At 47.7% G+C, this 19,977-nt stretch carries 23 protein-coding genes; 20 read left to right on the top strand and 3 right to left on the bottom strand.

Annotated features, from left to right (window positions below):
- From JNUCC31_RS03210 to lipB, 4 genes are all read left to right on the top strand, one after another.
- Positions 1-1,029 carry a thiamine pyrophosphate-dependent dehydrogenase E1 component subunit alpha gene (locus JNUCC31_RS03210; protein ID WP_192268493.1) on the top strand — a complete coding sequence of 343 codons (1,029 nt, stop codon included), beginning with the start codon at positions 1-3 and terminating at the stop codon, positions 1,027-1,029.
- Positions 1,030-1,031: 2 nt separating this feature from the next.
- Positions 1,032-2,018: an alpha-ketoacid dehydrogenase subunit beta gene (locus tag JNUCC31_RS03205; protein WP_192268491.1), complete on the top strand. Its 987-nt coding sequence runs from the start codon at positions 1,032-1,034 to the stop codon at positions 2,016-2,018.
- A gap of 48 nt (positions 2,019-2,066) precedes the next feature.
- The gene (locus tag JNUCC31_RS03200; RefSeq protein ID WP_192268489.1) at positions 2,067-3,521 is read left to right on the top strand and encodes a dihydrolipoamide acetyltransferase family protein; all 1,455 of its coding nucleotides are present in this window, start codon (positions 2,067-2,069) and stop codon (positions 3,519-3,521) included.
- Positions 3,522-3,687: 166 nt separating this feature from the next.
- Positions 3,688-4,395: a lipoyl(octanoyl) transferase LipB gene (gene lipB, locus JNUCC31_RS03195; RefSeq protein ID WP_192268487.1), complete on the top strand. Its 708-nt coding sequence runs from the start codon at positions 3,688-3,690 to the stop codon at positions 4,393-4,395.
- 27 nt (positions 4,396-4,422) lie between these two features.
- On the opposite strand, the gene prli42 is transcribed toward lipB, so the two are convergent.
- Positions 4,423-4,524 (bottom strand): stressosome-associated protein Prli42, encoded by a 102-nt coding sequence (gene prli42, locus JNUCC31_RS03190; RefSeq protein WP_090810668.1) that lies wholly within the window; start codon positions 4,522-4,524, stop codon positions 4,423-4,425.
- Positions 4,525-4,606: 82 nt separating this feature from the next.
- Here prli42 and JNUCC31_RS03185 point away from each other — a divergent pair, with 82 nt between their 5' ends.
- Positions 4,607-5,740, top strand: a complete 1,134-nt coding sequence (locus tag JNUCC31_RS03185) for a M20/M25/M40 family metallo-hydrolase (RefSeq protein WP_192268485.1) — start codon at positions 4,607-4,609, stop codon at positions 5,738-5,740.
- Between the two features lie 134 nt (positions 5,741-5,874).
- Here the strand turns inward: JNUCC31_RS03185 and JNUCC31_RS03180 are convergent, their stop codons facing one another.
- Positions 5,875-6,009, bottom strand: coding sequence for a Z-ring formation inhibitor MciZ (locus tag JNUCC31_RS03180; protein ID WP_192268483.1), 135 nt, complete (start codon positions 6,007-6,009; stop codon positions 5,875-5,877).
- Positions 6,010-6,127: 118 nt separating this feature from the next.
- Here JNUCC31_RS03180 and JNUCC31_RS03175 point away from each other — a divergent pair, with 118 nt between their 5' ends.
- The 11 genes from JNUCC31_RS03175 to sigF all read left to right on the top strand — a co-directional run bounded on the left by JNUCC31_RS03175 (position 6,128) and on the right by sigF (position 14,771).
- Positions 6,128-6,712: an NUDIX domain-containing protein gene (locus tag JNUCC31_RS03175; RefSeq protein ID WP_192268481.1), complete on the top strand. Its 585-nt coding sequence runs from the start codon at positions 6,128-6,130 to the stop codon at positions 6,710-6,712.
- A gap of 2 nt (positions 6,713-6,714) precedes the next feature.
- Positions 6,715-7,932, top strand: coding sequence for an endonuclease Q family protein (locus JNUCC31_RS03170; RefSeq protein WP_228469472.1), 1,218 nt, complete (start codon positions 6,715-6,717; stop codon positions 7,930-7,932).
- Between the two features lie 122 nt (positions 7,933-8,054).
- Positions 8,055-8,684, top strand: a complete 630-nt coding sequence (gene spoIIM, locus JNUCC31_RS03165; RefSeq protein WP_192268479.1) for a stage II sporulation protein M — start codon at positions 8,055-8,057, stop codon at positions 8,682-8,684.
- Positions 8,685-8,791: 107 nt separating this feature from the next.
- Positions 8,792-9,259, top strand: coding sequence for a ferric iron uptake transcriptional regulator (gene fur / locus JNUCC31_RS03160; RefSeq protein WP_024630961.1), 468 nt, complete (start codon positions 8,792-8,794; stop codon positions 9,257-9,259).
- 158 nt (positions 9,260-9,417) lie between these two features.
- On the top strand, positions 9,418-9,660 hold the full coding sequence (locus tag JNUCC31_RS03155) for a DUF4227 family protein (RefSeq protein ID WP_192268477.1): 243 nt from the start codon (positions 9,418-9,420) through the stop codon (positions 9,658-9,660).
- Between the two features lie 74 nt (positions 9,661-9,734).
- The gene (locus JNUCC31_RS03150; RefSeq protein ID WP_192268475.1) at positions 9,735-10,625 is read left to right on the top strand and encodes a tyrosine recombinase; all 891 of its coding nucleotides are present in this window, start codon (positions 9,735-9,737) and stop codon (positions 10,623-10,625) included.
- 180 nt (positions 10,626-10,805) lie between these two features.
- A complete protein-coding gene (locus JNUCC31_RS03145) occupies positions 10,806-11,630 on the top strand; it encodes a purine-nucleoside phosphorylase (RefSeq protein WP_192268473.1) in 825 nt (274 codons plus the stop codon).
- Between the two features lie 302 nt (positions 11,631-11,932).
- Positions 11,933-13,054, top strand: a complete 1,122-nt coding sequence (locus tag JNUCC31_RS03140) for a D-alanyl-D-alanine carboxypeptidase family protein (protein WP_228469684.1) — start codon at positions 11,933-11,935, stop codon at positions 13,052-13,054.
- A gap of 141 nt (positions 13,055-13,195) precedes the next feature.
- Complete coding sequence (gene spoIIAA, locus JNUCC31_RS03135) at positions 13,196-13,549, top strand: anti-sigma F factor antagonist (RefSeq protein ID WP_036663380.1); 354 nt, start codon at positions 13,196-13,198, stop codon at positions 13,547-13,549.
- Entirely contained in the window at positions 13,546-14,001 is a 456-nt protein-coding gene (gene spoIIAB / locus JNUCC31_RS03130) for an anti-sigma F factor (protein WP_192268469.1), read from the top strand. The genes spoIIAA and spoIIAB overlap by 4 nt, the downstream gene beginning before the upstream one ends.
- Positions 14,002-14,015: 14 nt before the next feature.
- Entirely contained in the window at positions 14,016-14,771 is a 756-nt protein-coding gene (gene sigF / locus JNUCC31_RS03125) for an RNA polymerase sporulation sigma factor SigF (RefSeq protein WP_192268467.1), read from the top strand.
- Between the two features lie 88 nt (positions 14,772-14,859).
- On the opposite strand, the gene JNUCC31_RS03120 is transcribed toward sigF, so the two are convergent.
- A complete protein-coding gene (locus JNUCC31_RS03120) occupies positions 14,860-15,792 on the bottom strand; it encodes a DMT family transporter (protein ID WP_192268465.1) in 933 nt (310 codons plus the stop codon).
- A gap of 109 nt (positions 15,793-15,901) precedes the next feature.
- Here JNUCC31_RS03120 and JNUCC31_RS03115 point away from each other — a divergent pair, with 109 nt between their 5' ends.
- The 4 genes from JNUCC31_RS03115 (at position 15,902) to JNUCC31_RS03100 (ending at position 19,962) form a co-directional block, all read left to right on the top strand.
- Positions 15,902-16,813 (top strand): AraC family transcriptional regulator, encoded by a 912-nt coding sequence (locus JNUCC31_RS03115; RefSeq protein WP_192268463.1) that lies wholly within the window; start codon positions 15,902-15,904, stop codon positions 16,811-16,813.
- Positions 16,814-17,201: 388 nt separating this feature from the next.
- Positions 17,202-17,858 (top strand): stage V sporulation protein AA, encoded by a 657-nt coding sequence (locus tag JNUCC31_RS03110; protein WP_192268461.1) that lies wholly within the window; start codon positions 17,202-17,204, stop codon positions 17,856-17,858.
- Positions 17,839-18,267, top strand: coding sequence for a stage V sporulation protein AB (locus tag JNUCC31_RS03105; protein WP_192268459.1), 429 nt, complete (start codon positions 17,839-17,841; stop codon positions 18,265-18,267). The genes JNUCC31_RS03110 and JNUCC31_RS03105 overlap by 20 nt, the downstream gene beginning before the upstream one ends.
- Before the next feature lie 27 nt (positions 18,268-18,294).
- Entirely contained in the window at positions 18,295-19,962 is a 1,668-nt protein-coding gene (locus JNUCC31_RS03100; protein WP_192268457.1) for a spore germination protein, read from the top strand.
- The last annotated feature ends 15 nt before the right edge of the window (positions 19,963-19,977 follow it).

The raw sequence follows: 19,977 nt of genomic DNA, 5'->3' as shown, positions 1-19,977 counted from the left end.
ATGAGTTCACAAGGTACTGCAGACGCGGTCCATCGGCATGAACAGCTGGGACTTAGCGATGGTGAAGTATTGGATATGTATAAATACATGCTGCTCGCACGCAAGTTTGACGAGCGTTGCTTGCTGTTACAGCGGGCCGGCAAAATTAACTTTCACGTATCTGGTGTAGGACAAGAAGCGGCGCAAGTAGGTGCTGCTTTTGGTCTGGACCGGGATCACGATTATTATTTACCGTATTACCGGGACTATGGTTTTGTCCTGGCGGTCGGCATGACTCCACGCGAGCTGATGCTGTCTGCTTTTGCGAAGGCAGAAGATCCGAATAGTGGCGGACGGCAAATGCCGGGTCACTTCGGTCACAAAAAGCTGCGGATTGTGACAGGGTCCAGCCCGGTTACAACACAGGTTCCGCACGCTGTAGGATTTGCACTGGCTGCCAAAATGAAGAAGAAAGAATTCGTTTCTTTTGTAACTTTTGGTGAAGGTTCAAGCAATCAGGGTGATTTTCACGAAGGTGCCAATTTCGCAGGTGTTCACAAACTCCCTGTGATCATTATGTGTGAGAACAATCAGTATGCCATCTCGGTTCCAGTCCACAAGCAGCTTAGTGGTAAAATATCGGATCGTGCACTTGGGTACGGGTTCCCCGGATTTCGTGTAGATGGAAACGATGCGCTGGAAGTATACGGTGCAGTCAAAGAAGCTCGCCGCCGTGCAATTGCTGGTGAAGGACCTACGCTGATTGAAGCGATGATGTATCGTTTGTCTCCTCACTCCACTTCCGACAATGATCTGGCGTACCGGACCAAGGAAGAGGTTGAAGAGAACTGGAAGAAGGACGGCGTCCTTCGCATGAAGAACTATCTGATCGATTGCGGCATCTGGGACGAAGCCCGGGATGCGGATCTGGCTTCCCAGCTTGCGCTGGAAATGAAAGAAGCAACTGAATATGCAGACAACGCGCCATATCCGAAACCTGAGGACACTCTGACGCACGTGTATGCGGACAGCGAAGAAGGGGGACGGTAATCATGGCGGTTATGGAATATATTGATGCAATCCGTCTCGCAATGAAAGAAGAGATGGAACGGGATGAAAATGTCTTTATCCTTGGTGAAGATGTCGGAGTCAAAGGCGGCGTGTTCACCACAACCAAAGGGTTACAGGATCAGTTCGGGGAAATGCGTGTCATGGACACACCTTTGTCTGAATCAGCTATTGCAGGCGTAGCCATTGGTGCTGCGATGTATGGCATGAAACCAATTGCCGAGATGCAATATTCGGACTTCATGCTGCCTGCTACGAATCAGATTATTAGTGAAGCGGCCAAAATTCGCTATCGTTCCAATAATGACTGGAGCTGCCCGATTGTGATTCGTGCACCGATTGGCGGCGGTATATTTGGCGGACTGTATCATTCCCAATGTCCGGAATCAATCTTTTTCGGAACACCAGGTTTGAAAATTATAGCTCCTTACTCGGCATACGATGCCAAAGGGTTACTCAAAGCAGCCATTCGCGACCCGGACCCGGTTCTCTTTTTTGAGAACAAAAAATGTTACAAGCTGATCAAGGAAGATGTGCCAGAGGATGATTACATCGTTCCAATCGGTAAAGCCAACGTGCTTCGTGAAGGGGCAGATATTACGGTTATCGGTTATAGTCAGCCACTTCATTTTGTCATGCAGGCTGCCGAGGAGCTGGAGCGTGAAGAAGGCATCACTGCCCATGTTCTGGATCTGCGCACGTTGCAGCCGCTTGATCGCGAGGCAATTATTGCTTCTGCTCGTCTGACAGGCAAAGTGCTGATCGTGCATGAAGATAACAAAACCGGTGGTGTAGGCGCCGAAGTTGCGGCCATTATCAGCGAAGAATGTCTGTTCGATCTGGATGCGCCGATTCAGCGTCTCTGCGGACCGGATGTACCGGCAATGCCGATTAGCCCAACATTGGAGAAATTTTATATGTTGAGCAAGGATAAAGCCAAAGAAGCGATGCGTACCCTCGCTGAGTATTAATTTGTTTATTGAGATCGTTTAAAAGCAAAGTTTGGAGTGATATAACCAATGAGTATGAAATGGATCGAGGTCATCATGCCGCAGCTGGCGGAATCACTGGTCTCGGCTACCATAGCCAAATGGTTAAAAAAACCGGGCGACCGTGTGGAACAGTACGAGCCGATCTGTGAAGTGATAACCGATAAAGTCAATGCTGAGATTCCATCCACTGTAGATGGAATTATGGGCGATCTTTTGGTGGAAGAGGGCACAACCATTGCTGTAGGTGAAGCCATTTGCCGCATGCAGGTGGCAGCTTCTGATGAGGAAGCGGCAGAGCAAGTAACACCAACCACGCAGCAGCAGAATGAGGCTCAAGGCCATGTACAACAGCGTACGAGTTACACACCTGCATCAGGTGCAGCGAGTACGGGAGTTCATGATCCCAATCAGCCAATGCGCAACCGGTATTCCCCTGCAGTGCAATCACTGGCAGCCGAACACGGTCTGAACTTGCAGAATATTCAGGGTTCTGGAGCAGGTGGGCGGATTACTCGTAAGGATGTGCTGGCTTTCGTTGCCCAGGGTGGAAACACGGGTGCAGCGTCTGTTCAGTCTTCTGCTGCAGCTGGACAGCATGCCTCTTCGGGAGTGCCTTCAGGTTCTCCTTTTAGCGGATTGAATCGGGTGAGTGGAGACTTGAGTGTATCAGCGGGAGAGACAGTCCCTGCAGCCGACGCAGGCGTTCCTGTAAGACATTCCGGCATACATCTGACCGAAAGTCCGAAAATCCCACAAATCGAAGTCGAGGGCGGCGGACAGGGAAGATCGGAGTATTTCATCGACGTTACCCCAGTTCGAAATGCGATTGCTCGTAATATGCGTCAAAGCGTATCGGAAATCCCGCACGCGTGGACGATGATTGAAGTGGACGTGACCAATCTGGTGATGCTGCGCAACAAACTCAAGGATGAGTTCAAGCGTAAGGAAGGCATCAACCTGACGTATCTGTCCTTCATGATGAAGGGTGTCGTCAACGCAATTAAAGACTATCCAATCATGAACTCTGTTTGGGCTGTCGACAAAATTATTGTCAAACGGGATATCAACCTGTCCATGGCGGTGGGTACAGAAGACTCTGTGCTGACACCTGTTATCAAACATGCGGATCAGCGCAATATCGCTGGACTGGCTCGCGAGATTGATGATCTGGCACGTAAAACACGTGAAGGTACTTTGAAGCTGGACCATATGCAGGGAGGTACATTCACGGTCAACAATACGGGATCATTTGGTTCGATTCTGTCGCAACCTATTATTAACTACCCGCAGGCGGCGATTCTTACATTTGAGTCCATTGTCAAGAAACCTGTGGTCATCAATGACATGATTGCTGTCCGTTCCATGGCGAACCTTTGTCTTTCCTTGGATCATCGTATTCTGGATGGAGTCATCTGCGGACGTTTCCTGCAACGTGTAAAAGAAAACCTCGAAGGTTACACAATGGATACCAAAGTGTATTAAGTAGAGCGATTGCAACATTTTGATAATCTGTTTAAATGATGCAATTTGCTAAATAGATGGATGACGGGAAAGTGTATGAGCCTCCGGCCGTGCACTTTTCCCGCTTTTTTCAATTAAAGGCTTTCTTACAATACAATGAACATTGAACCAGAAGGGTGGAGGAATCATGAGCAAGCCGCTGGATGTTGCCTACATACCGATGCTTGATTATGAAGAAGCTTGGAACCGCCAGAAAGCGATTGTGCAGCAACTCGACGAGGGAGAAGGAGCGGAACAGATGCTGCTGCTCCAGCATCCGCCTACGTATACGATCGGTTCACAGAATCACCCGGAGCACCTGCTTCTTAGTCAGGAGGAACTGCGGGAGCAAGGCATCTCCTTGTTTCAAATTGACCGCGGCGGGGATATTACTTATCATGGCCCAGGCCAACTGGTAGGTTACCCGTTACTCGTGCTCGGGCGGGATGAAGCTTTGGATCTGCATGGCTATTTACGCAGGCTGGAACAGATGATTATTGATTACCTGGCTGATCAGGGGATTGAAGCGGGACGCAAAGAGGCTTACACGGGAGTATGGATCGGTGATCTGAAAATTGCCGCTATCGGCGTAAAGTTCAATCGGTGTAAACATCGTCGCGGTTTCGTGACGAGTCACGGATTTGCTTTTAATATCACTTCCGGCATTCAGCACGCAGGTTTTCAGGGGATTATTCCTTGTGGTATTGAGCAGTATGGTGTCACTTCGTTGGAGGATATCACAGGCAAGTCGTACACTGTGGAACAGGTTGCGCAGGAGATCGTTCCATACTTTAACCGGATCTTCCCGTATGAGATTACCTGGATTACAGAAAAAGAAGCCTTTCACCGTCTGTGATTAAGACAGTCCAAAGGCTTCAGGGTTCTATCCGAACAATAAAGGTTCGAGCGCGATGAAAAGGGTGGACCCAATCATGGCGAGCAGCATGAGATAGATAATGATGCGGAACCATTTCTTTTTTTGCATGATGAGAAACTCCTTTCAACAAATGAATAAACAGACCATAGTAATTGTATTGTACCGTATCGACGAAAGGTAGGAAAGTCCTATGATAAAACAGCAGCGTGTCATTGATCAGTTTATGGAACTGGTGCAAATGGATAGTGAGACAACCCATGAGCAGAATATATCAGAAGTATTAAAAGAACAATTTACTCAGCTGGGCCTCAACGTATATGAGGATGATACGACGGAAAAAACCGGACATGGTGCAGGGAATCTAGTTATTACCTGGGAAGCCGAGGGGAATGAAGCGGCCGCACCGATTTTTTTTACATGCCATATGGATACTGTAACACCGGGACAGGGGATTAAACCTCAGCTCGGTGAAGACGGTTGGATTCGCAGTGATGGTACGACAATTCTGGGTGCAGATGATAAGGCGGGGATTGCCGCTTTGTTTGAAGCCATTCGGGTCATCCAGGAGAACAACATGCCGCATGGTAAAATTCAGTTCGTGATCACTGTAGGTGAAGAATCAGGCCTGGTCGGAGCACGTGCCATGAATCCGAAGGATATTGAAGCTGAGTTCGGTTATGCACTGGATTCCAACGGAGCTGTGGGTACAATTTGTGTGGCAGCACCGGCCAGAGCAGAAATTGAAATGAAGATCTATGGGAAATCCGCTCATGCGGGCGTGAATCCGGAAGATGGCATCAGCGCCATTCAGGTGGCTGCCAAAGCGATTGCGGCAATGAAGCTGGGACGGATAGATGAAGAGACTACAGCGAACATCGGCAAATTTCAGGGCGGATCAGCGCTGAACGTTGTTTGCGATTTTGTGCAGATTGAAGCGGAGGCTCGCAGCATTGTGCAGGAAAAAGTGGAATTGCAAATTGCACAAATGCGTGAAGCATTGGAAACAACATGCCGCAAATATGGTGCAACAGCTGAATTCAGAAGTGAAATCCTGTATCCTGCATTTGGCTTCCATGATGAGCATGAGGTTGTTCAGCTTGCACAACGTGCCATTCGCAGCCTGGGGCTGGAGACCAGCACGTTTGCATCCGGTGGCGGCAGTGATGCCAACATCTTCAATGGTTTCAACATTCCTACGGTCAATCTGGCAGTAGGTTATGAAGATATTCATACTACAAAAGAACGCATTCGCGCTGAAGATATTGTGAAGCTGTCCGAAGTGGTCGTGGCGATTATTCAGGAAACGGCTGCGAGCCAGAAGTAAAGAGTGTTTTTCGTAAAATAGGTGTAAGGTCTCTGCCTACAACTGAAAAGTCCGAATCCGGTACACACCGTGTTCGGACTTTTTGGCAAAAAAATTATATTTCATGGGTATGAATAACTACACCATGAACAGCATCATTTGCGTCCAGCAAGCATGTCGCTTAATTTGGCATCCGGACCCCACTCGCGTATCCATTGTTTGAGGATGAGCTGGACTTGTCTGGCTTGTCCGACCACGTGCACGGATTGCGGTGTTAAATAAGTGTTCATTGGTTGTCCCCCTGATTCACTATATTTGTTTGAAAATCGCTATAGACTCACCATATGCCAAAAAACTGAGGTTTATACGTATACGAACCAATTTCTAGGAAGCGGAGTTGAAGAATACATGAAACCAACGAATTCAACCAATCATATACACCCGGCTAATCCGAAACTGGATGAAGAGACGATATCCACACAGCCCATTTTTGAAGGTAAAGTTATTTCACTTCAAGTCGACACGGTTAAGCTCCCCAATGGGCAGACCGCTACCCGTGAGATTATCCGTCATCCTGGAGCGGTAGCGGTCCTAGCCCTGAATGGAGATCGCATGCTGGTTGTTGATCAATATCGTCAGGCTATGGGACGTACCGAAGTGGAGATTCCAGCAGGTAAACTGGACCCAGGAGAAGAGCCTGAAGTGGCAGCGGCACGTGAATTGCGCGAAGAGACTGGTTATGTAGCCAAATCACTGCAGCATCTGCGTTCGTTTTACACATCGCCAGGTTTTGCGGATGAGATCATCCATTTGTACATCGCCGAGGAGCTGGAAGCCGGGGATATGGCTCTGGATGAAGATGAATTTCTGGAAGTATCCGAAATTACGATCGAAGAAGCATACCAGCTGATGGATGAGAACCGGATTAGTGATGCCAAAACGATGATGGCTGTATATGCGTGGGACCTATACAAAACGACAGGACGGTTTTAATAATGGATGAGCAACGGACATCATCTGCAATGTGGGAGCCGTGTTATGCAGACCTTCATATTCATATCGGACGAACTTCGCGCGGGGAAGCCGTTAAAATTAGTGGCAGCCGGGATCTGACATTTGAGAACATTGCTCGGGAAGCTTCGGATCGCAAAGGCATTCGTTTACTCGGCGTCATTGATTGTCATTCTCCCGTGGTACAGATGGATATCGAGCAGTTGCTGGAGAACGGCACCATGACCGAGGTAGAGGGCGGAGGAATTGCGTATCAGGATACAACGATCCTGCTAGGTACGGAGCTGGAACTGCGCGAACCGGAAATGCGGGAATTTCATATGCTTGCCTATTTCCGGGCTCTAAGCACGATGAAGTCCTTTACGGACTGGATGAAACGGTATATGAAAAATGTGAACCTTAGTTCTCAGCGAGTCTATGTACCCGCTCTGGAGATGCAGGCCGAGATTAAGGCCCGTGGTGGACTGATTGTGCCTGCACATGTTTTTACACCGCATAAGGGCATATATGGCAGTACGGCTCCTCGTATGGCTGATGTGCTGGATACGAACCTGATCGATGCAGTCGAGCTTGGCCTAAGCTCCGACTCATCCATGGCCAGTTACATTCGGGAACTGGATCAGGTCCCCTTTCTGACCAACTCGGATGCACATTCTCTGGGCAAGATCGGACGAGAGTACAATGAGTTGCAACTCGCGAAACCTTCTTTTGACGAATTCAACATGGCACTTAAAGGAGAGGAGGGCAGAAGAATTACCGCCAATTACGGTTTGAATCCAAGACTCGGCAAATATCACCGTACCTATTGTGCATCCTGTGGAAGTATTATGGACGAACATGCAATGTCAGCAGAACGCTGTCCACACTGTGGCAGTGTGAAGCTTGTTCAGGGCGTGCTTGATCGCATATTGGCGATCGCTGACCGGGAGAATCCGCATGTCCCTGCCAGCAGGCCAGCCTATCAATACCAGGTGCCGCTGGAATTCATCCCAGGACTGGGTAAAGCCAAACTGCGCCTGCTGCTGGACCATTTTGGCACGGAAATGAACGTACTCCATCTGACAAGTGAAGATGAACTTGCAGCGGTGGTAGGACCCGTTCTGGCAGGACTTATCGTTGCTGCTCGAGATGGTGAACTGGTGCTCTCTTCCGGCGGTGGAGGTACTTATGGGAAAGTAACCGCCAGAGAAGTAACAGAGTAGTTCGAGGTAGGGGCAATCTGGACAAGAAGTCATACGTGTGCGTTCCGGTTCATAAGAATGACTATAAGGATTTCACTCGACATCCTTGCAGCATGATAACCGGAAAGGGGACTCGTACCTGTATGCGTTCTGCCTTCTTCACATTTAAAGGTCAAACCTCGCTATATGTATTCGTGGCCGTCTTGTTTCTGGTCGGAGTCATCTTTGGTGCCCTGATGGTCAACGCCTTGTCTCTTGAGCAGCGTCAGGATCTGGAGGGGTATCTCGGCAATTTCTTTATGACGGTGCAGCACAGTGGGCAGGTGACCGAGACTGGTACCTATTGGGACATTGCCATGCTTCATTTGAAATGGGTGGGGCTCATTTTTATTCTGGGTTTATCGGTCATTGGCCTGCCGGGCATTTTGGTTCTCGATTTCCTGAAAGGGGTGCTCATTGGTTTTACAGTAGGTTATCTTGTTGGACAGTATTCCTGGAAAGGGCTTCTATTTGCATTGGTATCGGTTGCGCCACATAATCTATTCGTGATTCCTGTCCTGCTGATTTGCAGTGTGTCAGCGATGACCTTTTCATTATACATCATTCGGAACCGGGTATTGATGCAGCGGACAACAGGCAACCAGAGACCTTTTGCATCTTATATGGTGTTGACTCTCGTGATGGCTGCATTGTTGTTAGGTGTCGCCTCTTTTGAAACCTGGGTCACTCCCGCGATGATGCGCTGGGTCACGCCGATGCTGCTTCCAGCCTAGCTTGCATGCAACAGTGTAAAATGTTGACTTTAATTATGTACTCCCCCTATAATGAAAGAAGTGGGTTAAGTTGCAGTGTGCAGTGATTTCCTAGGGGGAGGGAGAAAATGGAAGCACGGATCGATAAAATTAAGCAGCAACTACAGTCCCAAGGATATAAATTAACGCCCCAGCGGGAAGCCACCGTAAGAGTACTTCTTGAGAATGAAGAAGATCATCTGAGCGCAGAGGACGTATTCATGCTCGTGAAAGAAAAGGCTCCCGAAATCGGTCTGGCAACCGTGTACCGTACCCTCGAACTGCTGAGTGAGCTGCATGTTGTAGAGAAAATCAACTTCGGCGACGGTGTAGCGCGTTATGATCTGCGCGGAGATACATCCAAGCATCACCATCATCACTTAATCTGTGTTCAATGCGGAAGTATGGATGAAATACGTGAAGACTGGCTTGGACCGCTTGAAGAGCGACTGGAGCGGGAATTTAATTTTTCGGTAGTAGATCACCGATTGGATTTTCATGGGATTTGTTACCGTTGCAAAGCTAAAAATGACCAGAAGCCCAAAGATGAAGAATAACATAGCATATCTTCAAGCTCTCACCGGCGGTTTTGACGGGAGAGCTTTTTTGGTACCGCATGTGATGTGAGGTTTGCCCAGAATGTCATATTTCTGTGTTGGTGGACATACCCTGATTCAAGGACGAACCGGATTTGAATCAGAAGGGGGTACGACCCATGATCATATCACTGCGGAGAGGACTCCGTTTTATTCGATTTATCGTATTTTTTGCTGCTTTGGTTTATCTGTTCTATCATGTCCTGGATTTGTTCAACGGCTGGATCTCGCCTGTGGACCAATATCAGATGCCATCCGGAAATGCAGTTAAGGTATTTCAGGAAAATGTGTGGCAAGGCTACGAAGAAGGGCGCCCTACGATGGCAGAGCGTCTCCGTTTATTCTATTGGTACGGAGAGTAGCCTGGACAGCCAGGGATGCAAATACGGATGCAGGCTGCCAGCAAGGCAGTCCTGTCAGATGAGGAGCGTTGTGCATGAAGCAGACGATACACGCCTATGCCTTATACTTGGAAGAGGATAAAGGGATGTCGAGCAGTACGTTGGAGTCGTATCTTCGAGACGTGGACAAGTTCATCGAATTTGCGGACAAAGAATACGGTATCCGGGAAGCGGAGCAGGTGCGTCGTACGCATGTCATCCTGTTTATCGGTCAGCTGAAACAGGCAGGACGTGCGAATGCAACCATCGCTCGTAGCGTGGTATCCCTGCGTTCCTATTTTCATTTTTTGATGCGGCGAGGAGAGATCGTACAGGATCCTACGTTTGACGTGGAGGCGCCAAAAGCAGACAAAGCACCGCCGCAGGTGTTGACCATCCAAGAGATCGAGCTGTTGCTTGCAGCGCCGGATACGCGTTCGCCACAAGGTGTACGTGACCGGGCCATGCTGGAGTTGTTGTACGCGACAGGCATTCGGGTTTCAGAACTGATCGCGCTGGATGTTCGGGATGTACAGCCTGGCATGCGCTTTATCCGCTGTGGAGGCGCTGGTAAAGAACGCATTCTGCCGATTGGTGCGCCAGCCGCGCATTGGGCGAGTGTCTACGTAGATCATTACCGCAACTTGTTAATCAAGAACGAATTGGACGAGCAGGCTTTATTCGTCAATGTATCCGGTAGACGATTAACAAGGCAGGGCTTCTGGAAGCTGCTCAAAAAAGCGGCATTGGATGCAGGAATTTCAGGTGAAATTACACCGCATACGCTGCGTCATTCCTTTGCTGCTCACCTGATCGCCAGTGGAGCAGATACCCGTGCGGTGCAGGATATGCTTGGGCATGTGGAGCAGCCTGGGCAACAGTATGGCCATCATGGTCGCAAAACGATGAAAGAAGTTTACGAATCGCATCATCCGCGTGCAAGATAGTGGTTGATGTGGATGCCAATCTGCAAAAAATGCGGAACATGAAGCCGATTTAGGATAAAATAAATTGAACACAGGTAAACGCCGTTATACATAAGCAGATGCATCTTTAGCGTGTAATATTAAGAATGATGCCATTTGCTAAATACAGACGGATCGTTTCAACTCAAGGGGGAACATCTTATGACAGCATTAAACCAACAGATGATTTTGGAAGCAGCATCCTATATTCAAAGTAAAAGTTCAGTTAAACCGGAAGTTGGTTTGATTTTGGGTTCAGGACTTGGGATTTTGGCAGAACTGATTGAAGATGGCGTAAGCATCGCCTATCAGGATATCCCGCATTTCCCGGTGTCCACCGTAGAGGGGCATGAAGGCGAATTGCTTGTGGGAACTATTAAAGGCCGTCCGGTCGTCATGATGAAAGGTCGTTTCCACATGTACGAAGGATACGGTCCGGAACTGACAGCCTTCCCGGTACGTGTCATGAAAGAACTGGGAGTGACCTCCTTGCTCGTAACCAATGCAGCAGGCGGTGTGAATACCTCGTATGAGGCGGGTGACCTGATGCTGATCTCGGATCATCTGAATCTTACAGGCAAGAATCCGCTAATCGGACCGAATGACTCTGCCTTGGGCGTGCGTTTCCCGGATTTGTCTGAGGCCTATAGCCGTCGCTTGCGTGCGCTGGCGAAGGACACGGCGGCATCGCAAGGCTTTAGCGTGCGAGAAGGGGTATACGCAGGCATGCTCGGCCCTAACTACGAGACACCGGCTGAGATTGTGATGCTGCGTACACTCGGTGCAGATGCAGTGGGCATGTCTACCGTTTCCGAAGTCATCGTAGCACGCCACGCAGGACTGGAAGTACTCGGCATATCCTGTATCAGCAACATGGCTGCCGGAATTCTGGACCAGCCATTGTCTCATGATGAGGTTATGGAAACGACAGAACGTGTCCGTGAATCCTTCCTGGCGCTTGTCCTGGCTGTTATTCCACAAATGTAACTGGTAATTTAGAAGAGGCAATCTACCCTAATGTGAACATTGGGGCAGATTGCCTCTTTATTTTTTCTTGTAAAGTGCCGCTTAGTGAACCGATGAGTACAGGAGCATTTGGTCTTCGGCCTCTTTTTACACAAAAAGTTCGGGAAATCATTCTTTTCATGGAATAATTTACTTTAATTGGGCCGACAATGATTAGCAGTACATGCATGGAACATGCAGTAAGCAAGTCATTTGAGGAGGTAACCCTTGTGAAAAAACGAATAATGGCATCGTTCATGACCCTTTGTATCCTGCTGCCCCTGATGGCATCAACAGCGCTGGCTGAAGAAACACCCAAAGGAGCGGGTGGAGCAGATTTGGCCCCGTCGGCACGCTCTGCCATTTTGATGGATGCAGATACGGGCACCGTTATTTATGAGAAAAATAGTCATGATCAGCTGCCTCCCGCGAGCATTACGAAGATTATGACCATGCTGCTCACCATTGAAGCAATTGACTCTGGCAAACTGAAGCTGACGGATAAAGTGAGAACGAGTGAATATGCGGCATCCATGGGTGGATCACAGATTTTTCTGGAGCCTGGGGAAGAAATGACGGTCGACGACATGTTAAAAGGAATCGCCATGGCTTCCGGCAATGATGCCTCTGTGGCCATGGCAGAGAAAATTGCCGGCTCGGAGGAAGCCTTTGTGCAGCGGATGAATGAGCGCGCGAAAGAGCTTGGCATGAAGGATACTCATTTTGCCAACTGTAACGGTCTTCCGGTTGATAACCATTATTCCTCCGCCTATGATATTGCGTTGATGAGCCGTGAATTGCTTAAGCATTCGGGGATTACAAAGTATACAGGTGCTTACCAGGACTATCTTCGCAAAGATAGCGAGAAGCCATTCTGGCTGGTGAATACGAACAAGCTGGTTCGGTTCTATTCGGGTGCGGATGGCTTGAAGACCGGATACACATCGGAAGCCAAATTCTGTCTGTCAGCTACAGCAATGAAGGACGGCCTTCGCACGGTTGCGGTTGTCTTGGGTGAACCCAACACCAAAACAAGAAACAGTGAAGTATCATCGATGTTTGACTATGCGTTCGGTCAATACACCATGAAAGCATTGTACAAGTCAGGCGATCTGCTTGGCAGTCTCAAAATTGAAAAAGGTGAGGTCCCTTCATTGCCGCTGAATGCAACGCAAAATTATAGTGTGCTGATGCGTAAAGGGGCCAAATCCAATGAGCTCCGTCATGAATTGCAGATGGCAAAAGAAGTAAAAGCCCCGGTTAAAGCAGGTCAGAGTGTCGGCAAGCTTGTTGTGTACCAAGGCAATGAAGTGATTAAGGAATTCGACATTCAGGCACCGCAGGATGTGGCCAAGGCAGGCTGGTGGAAGCTGTTCAAACGCACAACCTCTACACTCTTTGATTAGAGCTCCCATATGCAGATCAGTTCGGTGACTGAACATATTTTGTAGTTAAATAGGGGTTTTCTTCTAGTTTTGTCGGGGGGCAGGAAAAGCCTTCGGGAACGTAGAAATCCTTGTTCAAGACAGGGAGGAGAGTGAGCAAACGTGAACTTGCATGTGGAAATGGAACATCACCGCGGGATTCTGATTGTGCGATTATCCGGGGAGCTGGATCACCATACAGCTGATATGGTACGGATGCAGATGGATGAAGCTATCCAGCGCAGACAATGCGAGCATCTGGTACTCAGCCTGAAAGATCTGCAATTCATGGACAGTTCGGGATTGGGTGTTATTTTGGGAAGATACAAGCTCATTAAGAATAAAGGCGGCAAGATGGTTGTCTGTGATGTCAATCCGCCGGTGTACCGTTTGCTGGAAATGTCGGGTTTGTTCAAGATTATGCCGATTTACGAAAATGAGGGAACTGCTCTCTCAGGTCTGGAGGTCGTCTCATGAATGAAGGAACGGGGACAAATTTCATGAATCTGCAATTTGCGGCCAAGTCGGAGAACGAATCGTTCGCACGGGTGACCGTTGCTGCTTTCATCTCCCAGCTTGATCCTACAATGGACGAGCTTAGCGATCTGAAGACGGTCATTTCGGAAGCAGTGACCAACAGCATCATCCACGGTTACAACAACAATCCTGAAGGTGTCGTGTCCATTCAAGCCCAGATTCGGGATGACATGATTACGATCATTGTGGAAGACCGCGGTGAAGGCATCGAAGATCTTGAACTGGCTAAACAGCCACTGTATACGTCCAAACCCGAACTTGAGCGCTCGGGCATGGGCTTCACCATTATGGAAAACTTCATGGATGAATTCGAAGTCAGCAGTGAGCCCGGCAGAGGCACCTCCATCAAGATGAAGAAGAGGATTGAATCCAAGAAAGCATTGTATAATTAGGGGTTGGTGGTCTTATGGATGCTGAAGTGAAACAGTCTTCACAGACCTATTTGGACGATGCCGAAGTCAAACGGCTGATTGCGCTCAGTCAGTCGGGTGACCATGTCGCACGGGATACGCTGGTGAACTGCAACATCAGACTCGTCTGGTCCGTCGTACAACGTTTTATGAACAGGGGATATGAGCCGGAAGATCTGTTCCAGATTGGTTGTATTGGGCTGCTCAAATCGGTGGATAAATTTGATCTCAGTTACGATGTGAGATTTTCCACCTATGCAGTACCCATGATTATCGGAGAGATTCAGCGTTTCCTGCGAGACGACGGTACCCTCAAGGTCAGTCGTTCACTCAAGGAAATGGCGAATAAAGTCCGCAAGAAAAGGGATGAGCTGTCCAAAACACTGGACCGTCTTCCAACGATCAAGGAAGTGGCTGAAGAGCTGGGGGTGACTCCGGAGGAAGTCGTATTTGCGCAGGAAGCGAACAAACCGCCGACCTCCATTCATGAGACGGTGTTTGAGAATGACGGCGATCCGATTACACTGATGGATCAGATTGCCGACGAATCTCAGGAACGTTGGTTTGACAAGCTTGCGCTGAACGAAGCAATCGGCGGTCTTAGTGAAAGGGAACGACTGATTGTGTACCTCCGGTACTACCGGGATCAGACGCAATCCGAGGTTGCCAGCAGGCTGGGCATATCCCAGGTGCAGGTGTCACGGCTGGAGAAAAAAATACTTCAATCCATTCGCGACCAGATCGCGCAGTAATTTTGGATTGCTGACCACATTATTGGTGCTGAATTTCCAATATACGACAACTAACAACCTTCTATCGCGCTTGAATATGCGGAGAAGGTTATTTGTCGTTAGCCTTTACGGATCGGCTCCGATTCGACTGCAACAGTAATATCAATCCAATAATACATACGGTCCCCAGCCACTGGAAATAACCGAAAGGTTCATGCAACCAGACGACTGTTGCTCCGACGGCAGCAAGCGGCTCGGCACTTCCAAGCAGACTTGTTTCTTTTGCGGTCAGGCTTTTAAGACTCTCAATATAGAACCAGAATGCAATCATTGTTCCAAATATAATAGTAAATATCAAATATCCATAGGTTTCCATACGCAAGCTGGCAAAGTCCATTTTCCAAGGTGGGTGAATGAGACTCAGTGCAGCCCCACCGATGATCATTGCCCAGCCTACAACAACGAGTGAGTCAACCTTTTCAATAAGCTTCACGGCGTAGAGGGTATAGAAGGCAGCTGCAACTCCGGATAACAGCCCCCACAATACTGCGGGTAACGCCACAGACAATTGGGAGAGAGAACCATTTGTAAGCAGAAAAAAACACCCGCTTAGAGCCAAAATCGCTGATGTAACATCTTTTCTGGTCAAGGCAGCCTGTCTTCGCCAGATCATATACACCATGATCATCACTGGTGACAAATATTGAAGTAATGTAGCTACCGCGGAGTTGCCATGTTGAATGGACGCCATGTACGTATACTGAACAGCCAGCATCCCGAATAAACCGAAAATGATTAGCTGCAGGGCTGATTTACTGCTTTTCCATATATCGAAAATTTGTGTGCGCCTCGGTGTAAAGGATTGCACGCCAAGAAGCAGTATGCCGGCAATCAGCAGTCGTACCGTTACAAACCAGTTGACTTCGATTCCGTATTGTTGAAACAGCTTCTGTGAAACCGTTCCACCAATGCCCCAGCATATTGCTCCTGTAAGAACGAAGAATATGCCTGATTTTCTAGAATTTTGAATAGGTATTATCATGGATAGTTCCCCCGCCTTAAATATAAGAATAATGATATATTAAGGTGAAACAAGCTATAATAATATCAATATCGCACAGATAAATATAACTATATTGAGATGATAAAATATGATTAAGTCAGAATTTAAAATGGATCAGAACCGGAAGGAACTGACGGATCATCGTACGGTTACTTTGCCTGTAGCTTGTTACGAAACCACAATTGTACGGCATGTTCATGGTCACATCCCTTTGCATTGGCATGATGAATTGCAATTTGTTTTGATTGTCCAGGGTAAAGCTCTTTTTCATGTGAATGATCAAAAGATCGTTGTGTCACAAGGTGATGGGTTGTTTATCAACAGTGGTTCCATGCATATGGCAGAAGATCATGGTAAGAATGATAATTGTATTTATCTCTGTTTGAACCTGTCACCCCATTTTGTCGTACCTTCCGAGTTATATGTGAAGTATGTTCATCCCTACATCTCAGCCACTAATTTACCTTATCTTCTGATCAAAGGGGAACTACCTTGGGGCGCTCATGTTCTGAACGCCATCCGTCATGTTAAAAAGGATCTGGATGAGCAGCTCCCGTTGTACGAAATAAATGTGGCTTCACACCTCTTGACGATGTGGAAACATCTGATTACCAGTGGCTACGTGCTGGAATATGATCCTTCAGAAATCACCAAAAGCAGGCGAATGAAGGACATGGTCGAATGGGTTCACATGCACTTTGCCGATCCCATCAAACTGGAGGACATTGCAAGGGCAGGTCAGTTAAGCCGCTCGGAAACATGCCGTTATTTCAAACAAATGTTGAAGACAACACCTTTGCAGTATGTTATCGATTATCGCATTCGAAAGAGTGTGGAGCTGTTACAGATCCAAGAACGCAGCATTACCGAGATTGCTTATGAAGTTGGTTTTAATAGCACAAGTTATTTTATTAACCAATTTCGCAAAATCATGAAAATCACCCCGTTAAAGTTCAGAAAGGAATTGGAGTTAAGGAATAAGGAGGGTATTGAGCGATGAAATAAAAAAGAAGGTATTGTTATCCGTCCTGCTAGCTATTACCGGTTTTGATTTCGAGCTGACTCTCTAATTTCAGCTAAGTCGCTATAATAGCGGCTTTTTTTTATCTCCTACTACCGCTCCCAGCATAGTTATTGCAGACCTTTGGGAAAAATGGAGACCCGTGCAGCGGAGGGATGGAATCGGACTAAGGAGCGAAGCGTTCGCCTTTAGCACCGGATTTCCTCCTTGATAAAGGAGATTCAAAGAAATCTGGGGATAACAGCGACCGAGGCCGATCCATCCCGAAGTGCCCGCAAGGTTCATACAACCTTTTTCCAACAGAATGTAATAAATTTGCACATTCTTCAAATACTAACCTAAATTACGCAGTAAAGGAGTGTTTCGGATGTCCATGACACCCACTCCAACGGTCTACGTTCGCTTGCGCAGTCGTATTCGCATCCAGAGGGGGCGGGGCGTCAAGCTTGGGGATGTGGCTCATCTGCTAACCTCTCCAGAGGAACAGGAAGGGAGGCTGCTTGAGCTTGAACTGCTGCGCCCCGGACCGGAGGACGGAAATCTGATCCTCATTGACATACTACAGATTATTCCCCAGATCCGTATGGCTTTGCCTGGTGTCACTGTTGAATTAATCGGATCGGGACATACACTTGTTGAGGTGATTGCGGGAACTGGCAAGGCATCCATATCATTGTTCATTCTGGTATGGTTGCTGCTATTTTTCGGATCAGCCCTGACCATTATGAATTTTCATGCAGACGTAAACATGCAGGAAGTACAGATTCGAATCGTCGAAATGATTACAGGACGCCGTGATGAGCATCCCTATTTGTTCCAAGTGGCCTATTCCATTGGGATTGGATTTGGTATGGCTGTGTTTTTCAATCATTTATTCAAGAAAAAATGGAATGAAGAACCTACCCCTTTGGAAGTGGAAATGTTCCTATACCAGCAAAATGTAGACAAATATGTAGTGATTGAAGAAACCGAACGTATGCATGAAGAGGAACGCAGGGAGATGAATGCGGATGAGCGTTCTTAATGGAGCGATCAGTATCGTGCTGGGTGTTGCGGGGGGAGTCGCCGTAGGAAGCGGTGTGATTGCGCTTATTCTCGTGCTCGATATGATTCCCAGATTGGCGCAGCTAACACGTTCCTATGATAAAACCCATTGGTATGAAGGGGCATTGATTGGCGGTTCGCTGATCGGTACCGTTGCGGATTTCTGGCATTGGAAAGTGCATGGCGTGTTGCTGCTCAGCCCGATCATTGGATTGTTTTGCGGTGTGTTCATCGGTCTGCTCGCTGCCGCACTCACAGAGGTATTGAATGTGCTGCCTGTACTCGCGAAACGTTTGGGCATGAAATCTTATTTATTCGGACTATTGCTCGCCATGATTTTGGGGAAAATGACTGGTTCGCTATTTGACTTTTTTGTATATCAGCGTTAAATCGTGTTGGCCAAAGGAGGCTGGGAAATGGATGTAAGACCGGACAACGACGGGCGTAACTCCGACGAATCAATGTCGGAAGAGATGGTGAACAAATCTGATTATGAAACCCAGAAGGAGGAAGAGAAGAAGGCATACGAAAAAAAGAAACAAAATGAAATGTCGGACAGTATTGAGGAATCGGTAGAATATTGGCAGGGAAACGATGATATCTCCCCGAGCATGAGTGAAAACAAATATACGCTGCAGCAAGTATTGGGTCTTGGTGAATCCTTCGATGTCAATATGAGAGAAATGGTTATGGGCGGAAAGCATGTGGGATTGCTGTTATTAACTGGTTTTGCGAAAGATGAGATTCTGCTTGAAGTGTTAAAACGGTTAACCTATCTTACACCAGACCAGGTATCAGGACATGCACTAAAGTCATATTTTGATTGTTACATCCCTCATATACAGGTTGAGCGAGTAGAAAAAATGAGTGCTGTAATTAACAAGGTTCTCACGGGTATGAGCGCTTTGTTTGTTGAAGGGGATCGTTCCGTTATTATTATGGATACGCGCAGTTATCCAGTGCGTTCACCGGAGGAACCTTCGCTGGAACGAGTGGTGCGCGGCTCTAGAGACGGTTTTACCGAGACACTCCTGACGAACGTTGCGCTAGTACGTCGCAGAATACGAGACCCTGGATTAAAATTCGAAATTATGCAGGTCGGTCGGAGATCTCAAACGGATGTCTGCGTCGTCTATATAGATGATATCGTGGATAAGGTTCAGGTGGATTCGGTTCGCGAGAAAATTAAACGAGTGAATATCGACGGCATTCCTGCTGCTGATAAGCAACTTGAAGAAGCGATCATTAACAAGGGCTGGCACCCATATCCGTTGGTTCGTTATTCGGAACGGCCGGATGTGACGGCTTCTCATCTGATTGAAGGGCGAGTTGTTATCTTTGTAGATACTTCACCCAGTGTGATGATTCTGCCCACGACTTTTTTTGACCTGTGTGAACATGCAGAAGAGAACAGACAGACCGCCTTTATGGGAACCTATCTGCGCTGGGTACGTTTTGGGGGCATTTTGATTTCGCTTTTCTTGTTACCTTTGTGGTTATTGATGGTGATTGATCCGGGGATCAAGCCGGCTGGAATGGAGTTCATCGGTCCTCATGAGAATGCCAAGCTTCCGCTGATTCTACAGTTCCTGCTCATTGAGTTCGGGGTCGATTTATTGCGGATGGCGGCTGTTCATACCCCCACACCACTCGCTTCGGCCATGGGCTTGATTGCCGCCATTCTGGTCGGTGATATCGCTGTGAAAACAGGTTATTTTGTGAATGAAGTTGTACTTTACATGGCTATAGCTGCGATTGGCATGTTTGCAACTCCCAGTTATGAGCTTGGTTTGGCGAATCGGCTAGTCAGGTTGTTTTTGCTAGTGGCAGTAGCGATATTCAAGGTTCCTGGATTCGTTGTTGGAACCACGTTCATTATAGTGGCCCTTACGTTGCATCGCTCGTACAACTCTTCTTATCTCTGGCCATTCATACCGTTTAATGCAAAGGCATTGGGCAACTTTTTGTTTCGTTTGCCTTTGTTGGAAAATAAAAAACGTCCATCAATCAACAAGACGCGTGACAATACCAAAATGGACGATGACCCTGACGGAGAATTGCGAAAAAGTAAAAAACACAAATGATCAGTTGAAAAATCC

The sequence above is a fragment of the Paenibacillus sp. JNUCC-31 genome (assembly GCF_014844075.1).
GTDB lineage: Bacteria > Bacillota > Bacilli > Paenibacillales > Paenibacillaceae > Paenibacillus.
The sequence above is the reverse complement of the archived record's forward strand: the minus strand, read 5'-3'. Positions and strand labels throughout refer to the sequence as shown.

Coding starts and splice junctions, on each gene's coding strand:
- JNUCC31_RS03170 (WP_228469472.1), top strand. CDS start 6,715: ATGGATGAGCAACGGACATCATCTGCAATGTGGGAGCCGTGTTATGCA.
- JNUCC31_RS03210 (WP_192268493.1), top strand. CDS start 1: ATGAGTTCACAAGGTACTGCAGACGCGGTCCATCGGCATGAACAGCTG.
- prli42 (WP_090810668.1), bottom strand. CDS start 4,524: ATGCAAAAAAAGAAATGGTTCCGCATCATTATCTATCTCATGCTGCTC.
- JNUCC31_RS03200 (WP_192268489.1), top strand. CDS start 2,067: ATGAGTATGAAATGGATCGAGGTCATCATGCCGCAGCTGGCGGAATCA.
- JNUCC31_RS03205 (WP_192268491.1), top strand. CDS start 1,032: ATGGCGGTTATGGAATATATTGATGCAATCCGTCTCGCAATGAAAGAA.
- JNUCC31_RS03145 (WP_192268473.1), top strand. CDS start 10,806: ATGACAGCATTAAACCAACAGATGATTTTGGAAGCAGCATCCTATATT.
- JNUCC31_RS03100 (WP_192268457.1), top strand. CDS start 18,295: ATGGATGTAAGACCGGACAACGACGGGCGTAACTCCGACGAATCAATG.
- JNUCC31_RS03120 (WP_192268465.1), bottom strand. CDS start 15,792: ATGATAATACCTATTCAAAATTCTAGAAAATCAGGCATATTCTTCGTT.
- JNUCC31_RS03115 (WP_192268463.1), top strand. CDS start 15,902: ATGATTAAGTCAGAATTTAAAATGGATCAGAACCGGAAGGAACTGACG.
- JNUCC31_RS03110 (WP_192268461.1), top strand. CDS start 17,202: ATGTCCATGACACCCACTCCAACGGTCTACGTTCGCTTGCGCAGTCGT.
- fur (WP_024630961.1), top strand. CDS start 8,792: ATGGAAGCACGGATCGATAAAATTAAGCAGCAACTACAGTCCCAAGGA.
- JNUCC31_RS03140 (WP_228469684.1), top strand. CDS start 11,933: ATGGCATCAACAGCGCTGGCTGAAGAAACACCCAAAGGAGCGGGTGGA.
- lipB (WP_192268487.1), top strand. CDS start 3,688: ATGAGCAAGCCGCTGGATGTTGCCTACATACCGATGCTTGATTATGAA.
- JNUCC31_RS03105 (WP_192268459.1), top strand. CDS start 17,839: ATGCGGATGAGCGTTCTTAATGGAGCGATCAGTATCGTGCTGGGTGTT.
- sigF (WP_192268467.1), top strand. CDS start 14,016: ATGGATGCTGAAGTGAAACAGTCTTCACAGACCTATTTGGACGATGCC.
- JNUCC31_RS03180 (WP_192268483.1), bottom strand. CDS start 6,009: ATGAACACTTATTTAACACCGCAATCCGTGCACGTGGTCGGACAAGCC.
- JNUCC31_RS03185 (WP_192268485.1), top strand. CDS start 4,607: ATGATAAAACAGCAGCGTGTCATTGATCAGTTTATGGAACTGGTGCAA.
- JNUCC31_RS03155 (WP_192268477.1), top strand. CDS start 9,418: ATGATCATATCACTGCGGAGAGGACTCCGTTTTATTCGATTTATCGTA.
- spoIIM (WP_192268479.1), top strand. CDS start 8,055: ATGCGTTCTGCCTTCTTCACATTTAAAGGTCAAACCTCGCTATATGTA.
- JNUCC31_RS03150 (WP_192268475.1), top strand. CDS start 9,735: ATGAAGCAGACGATACACGCCTATGCCTTATACTTGGAAGAGGATAAA.
- JNUCC31_RS03175 (WP_192268481.1), top strand. CDS start 6,128: ATGAAACCAACGAATTCAACCAATCATATACACCCGGCTAATCCGAAA.
- spoIIAB (WP_192268469.1), top strand. CDS start 13,546: ATGAATGAAGGAACGGGGACAAATTTCATGAATCTGCAATTTGCGGCC.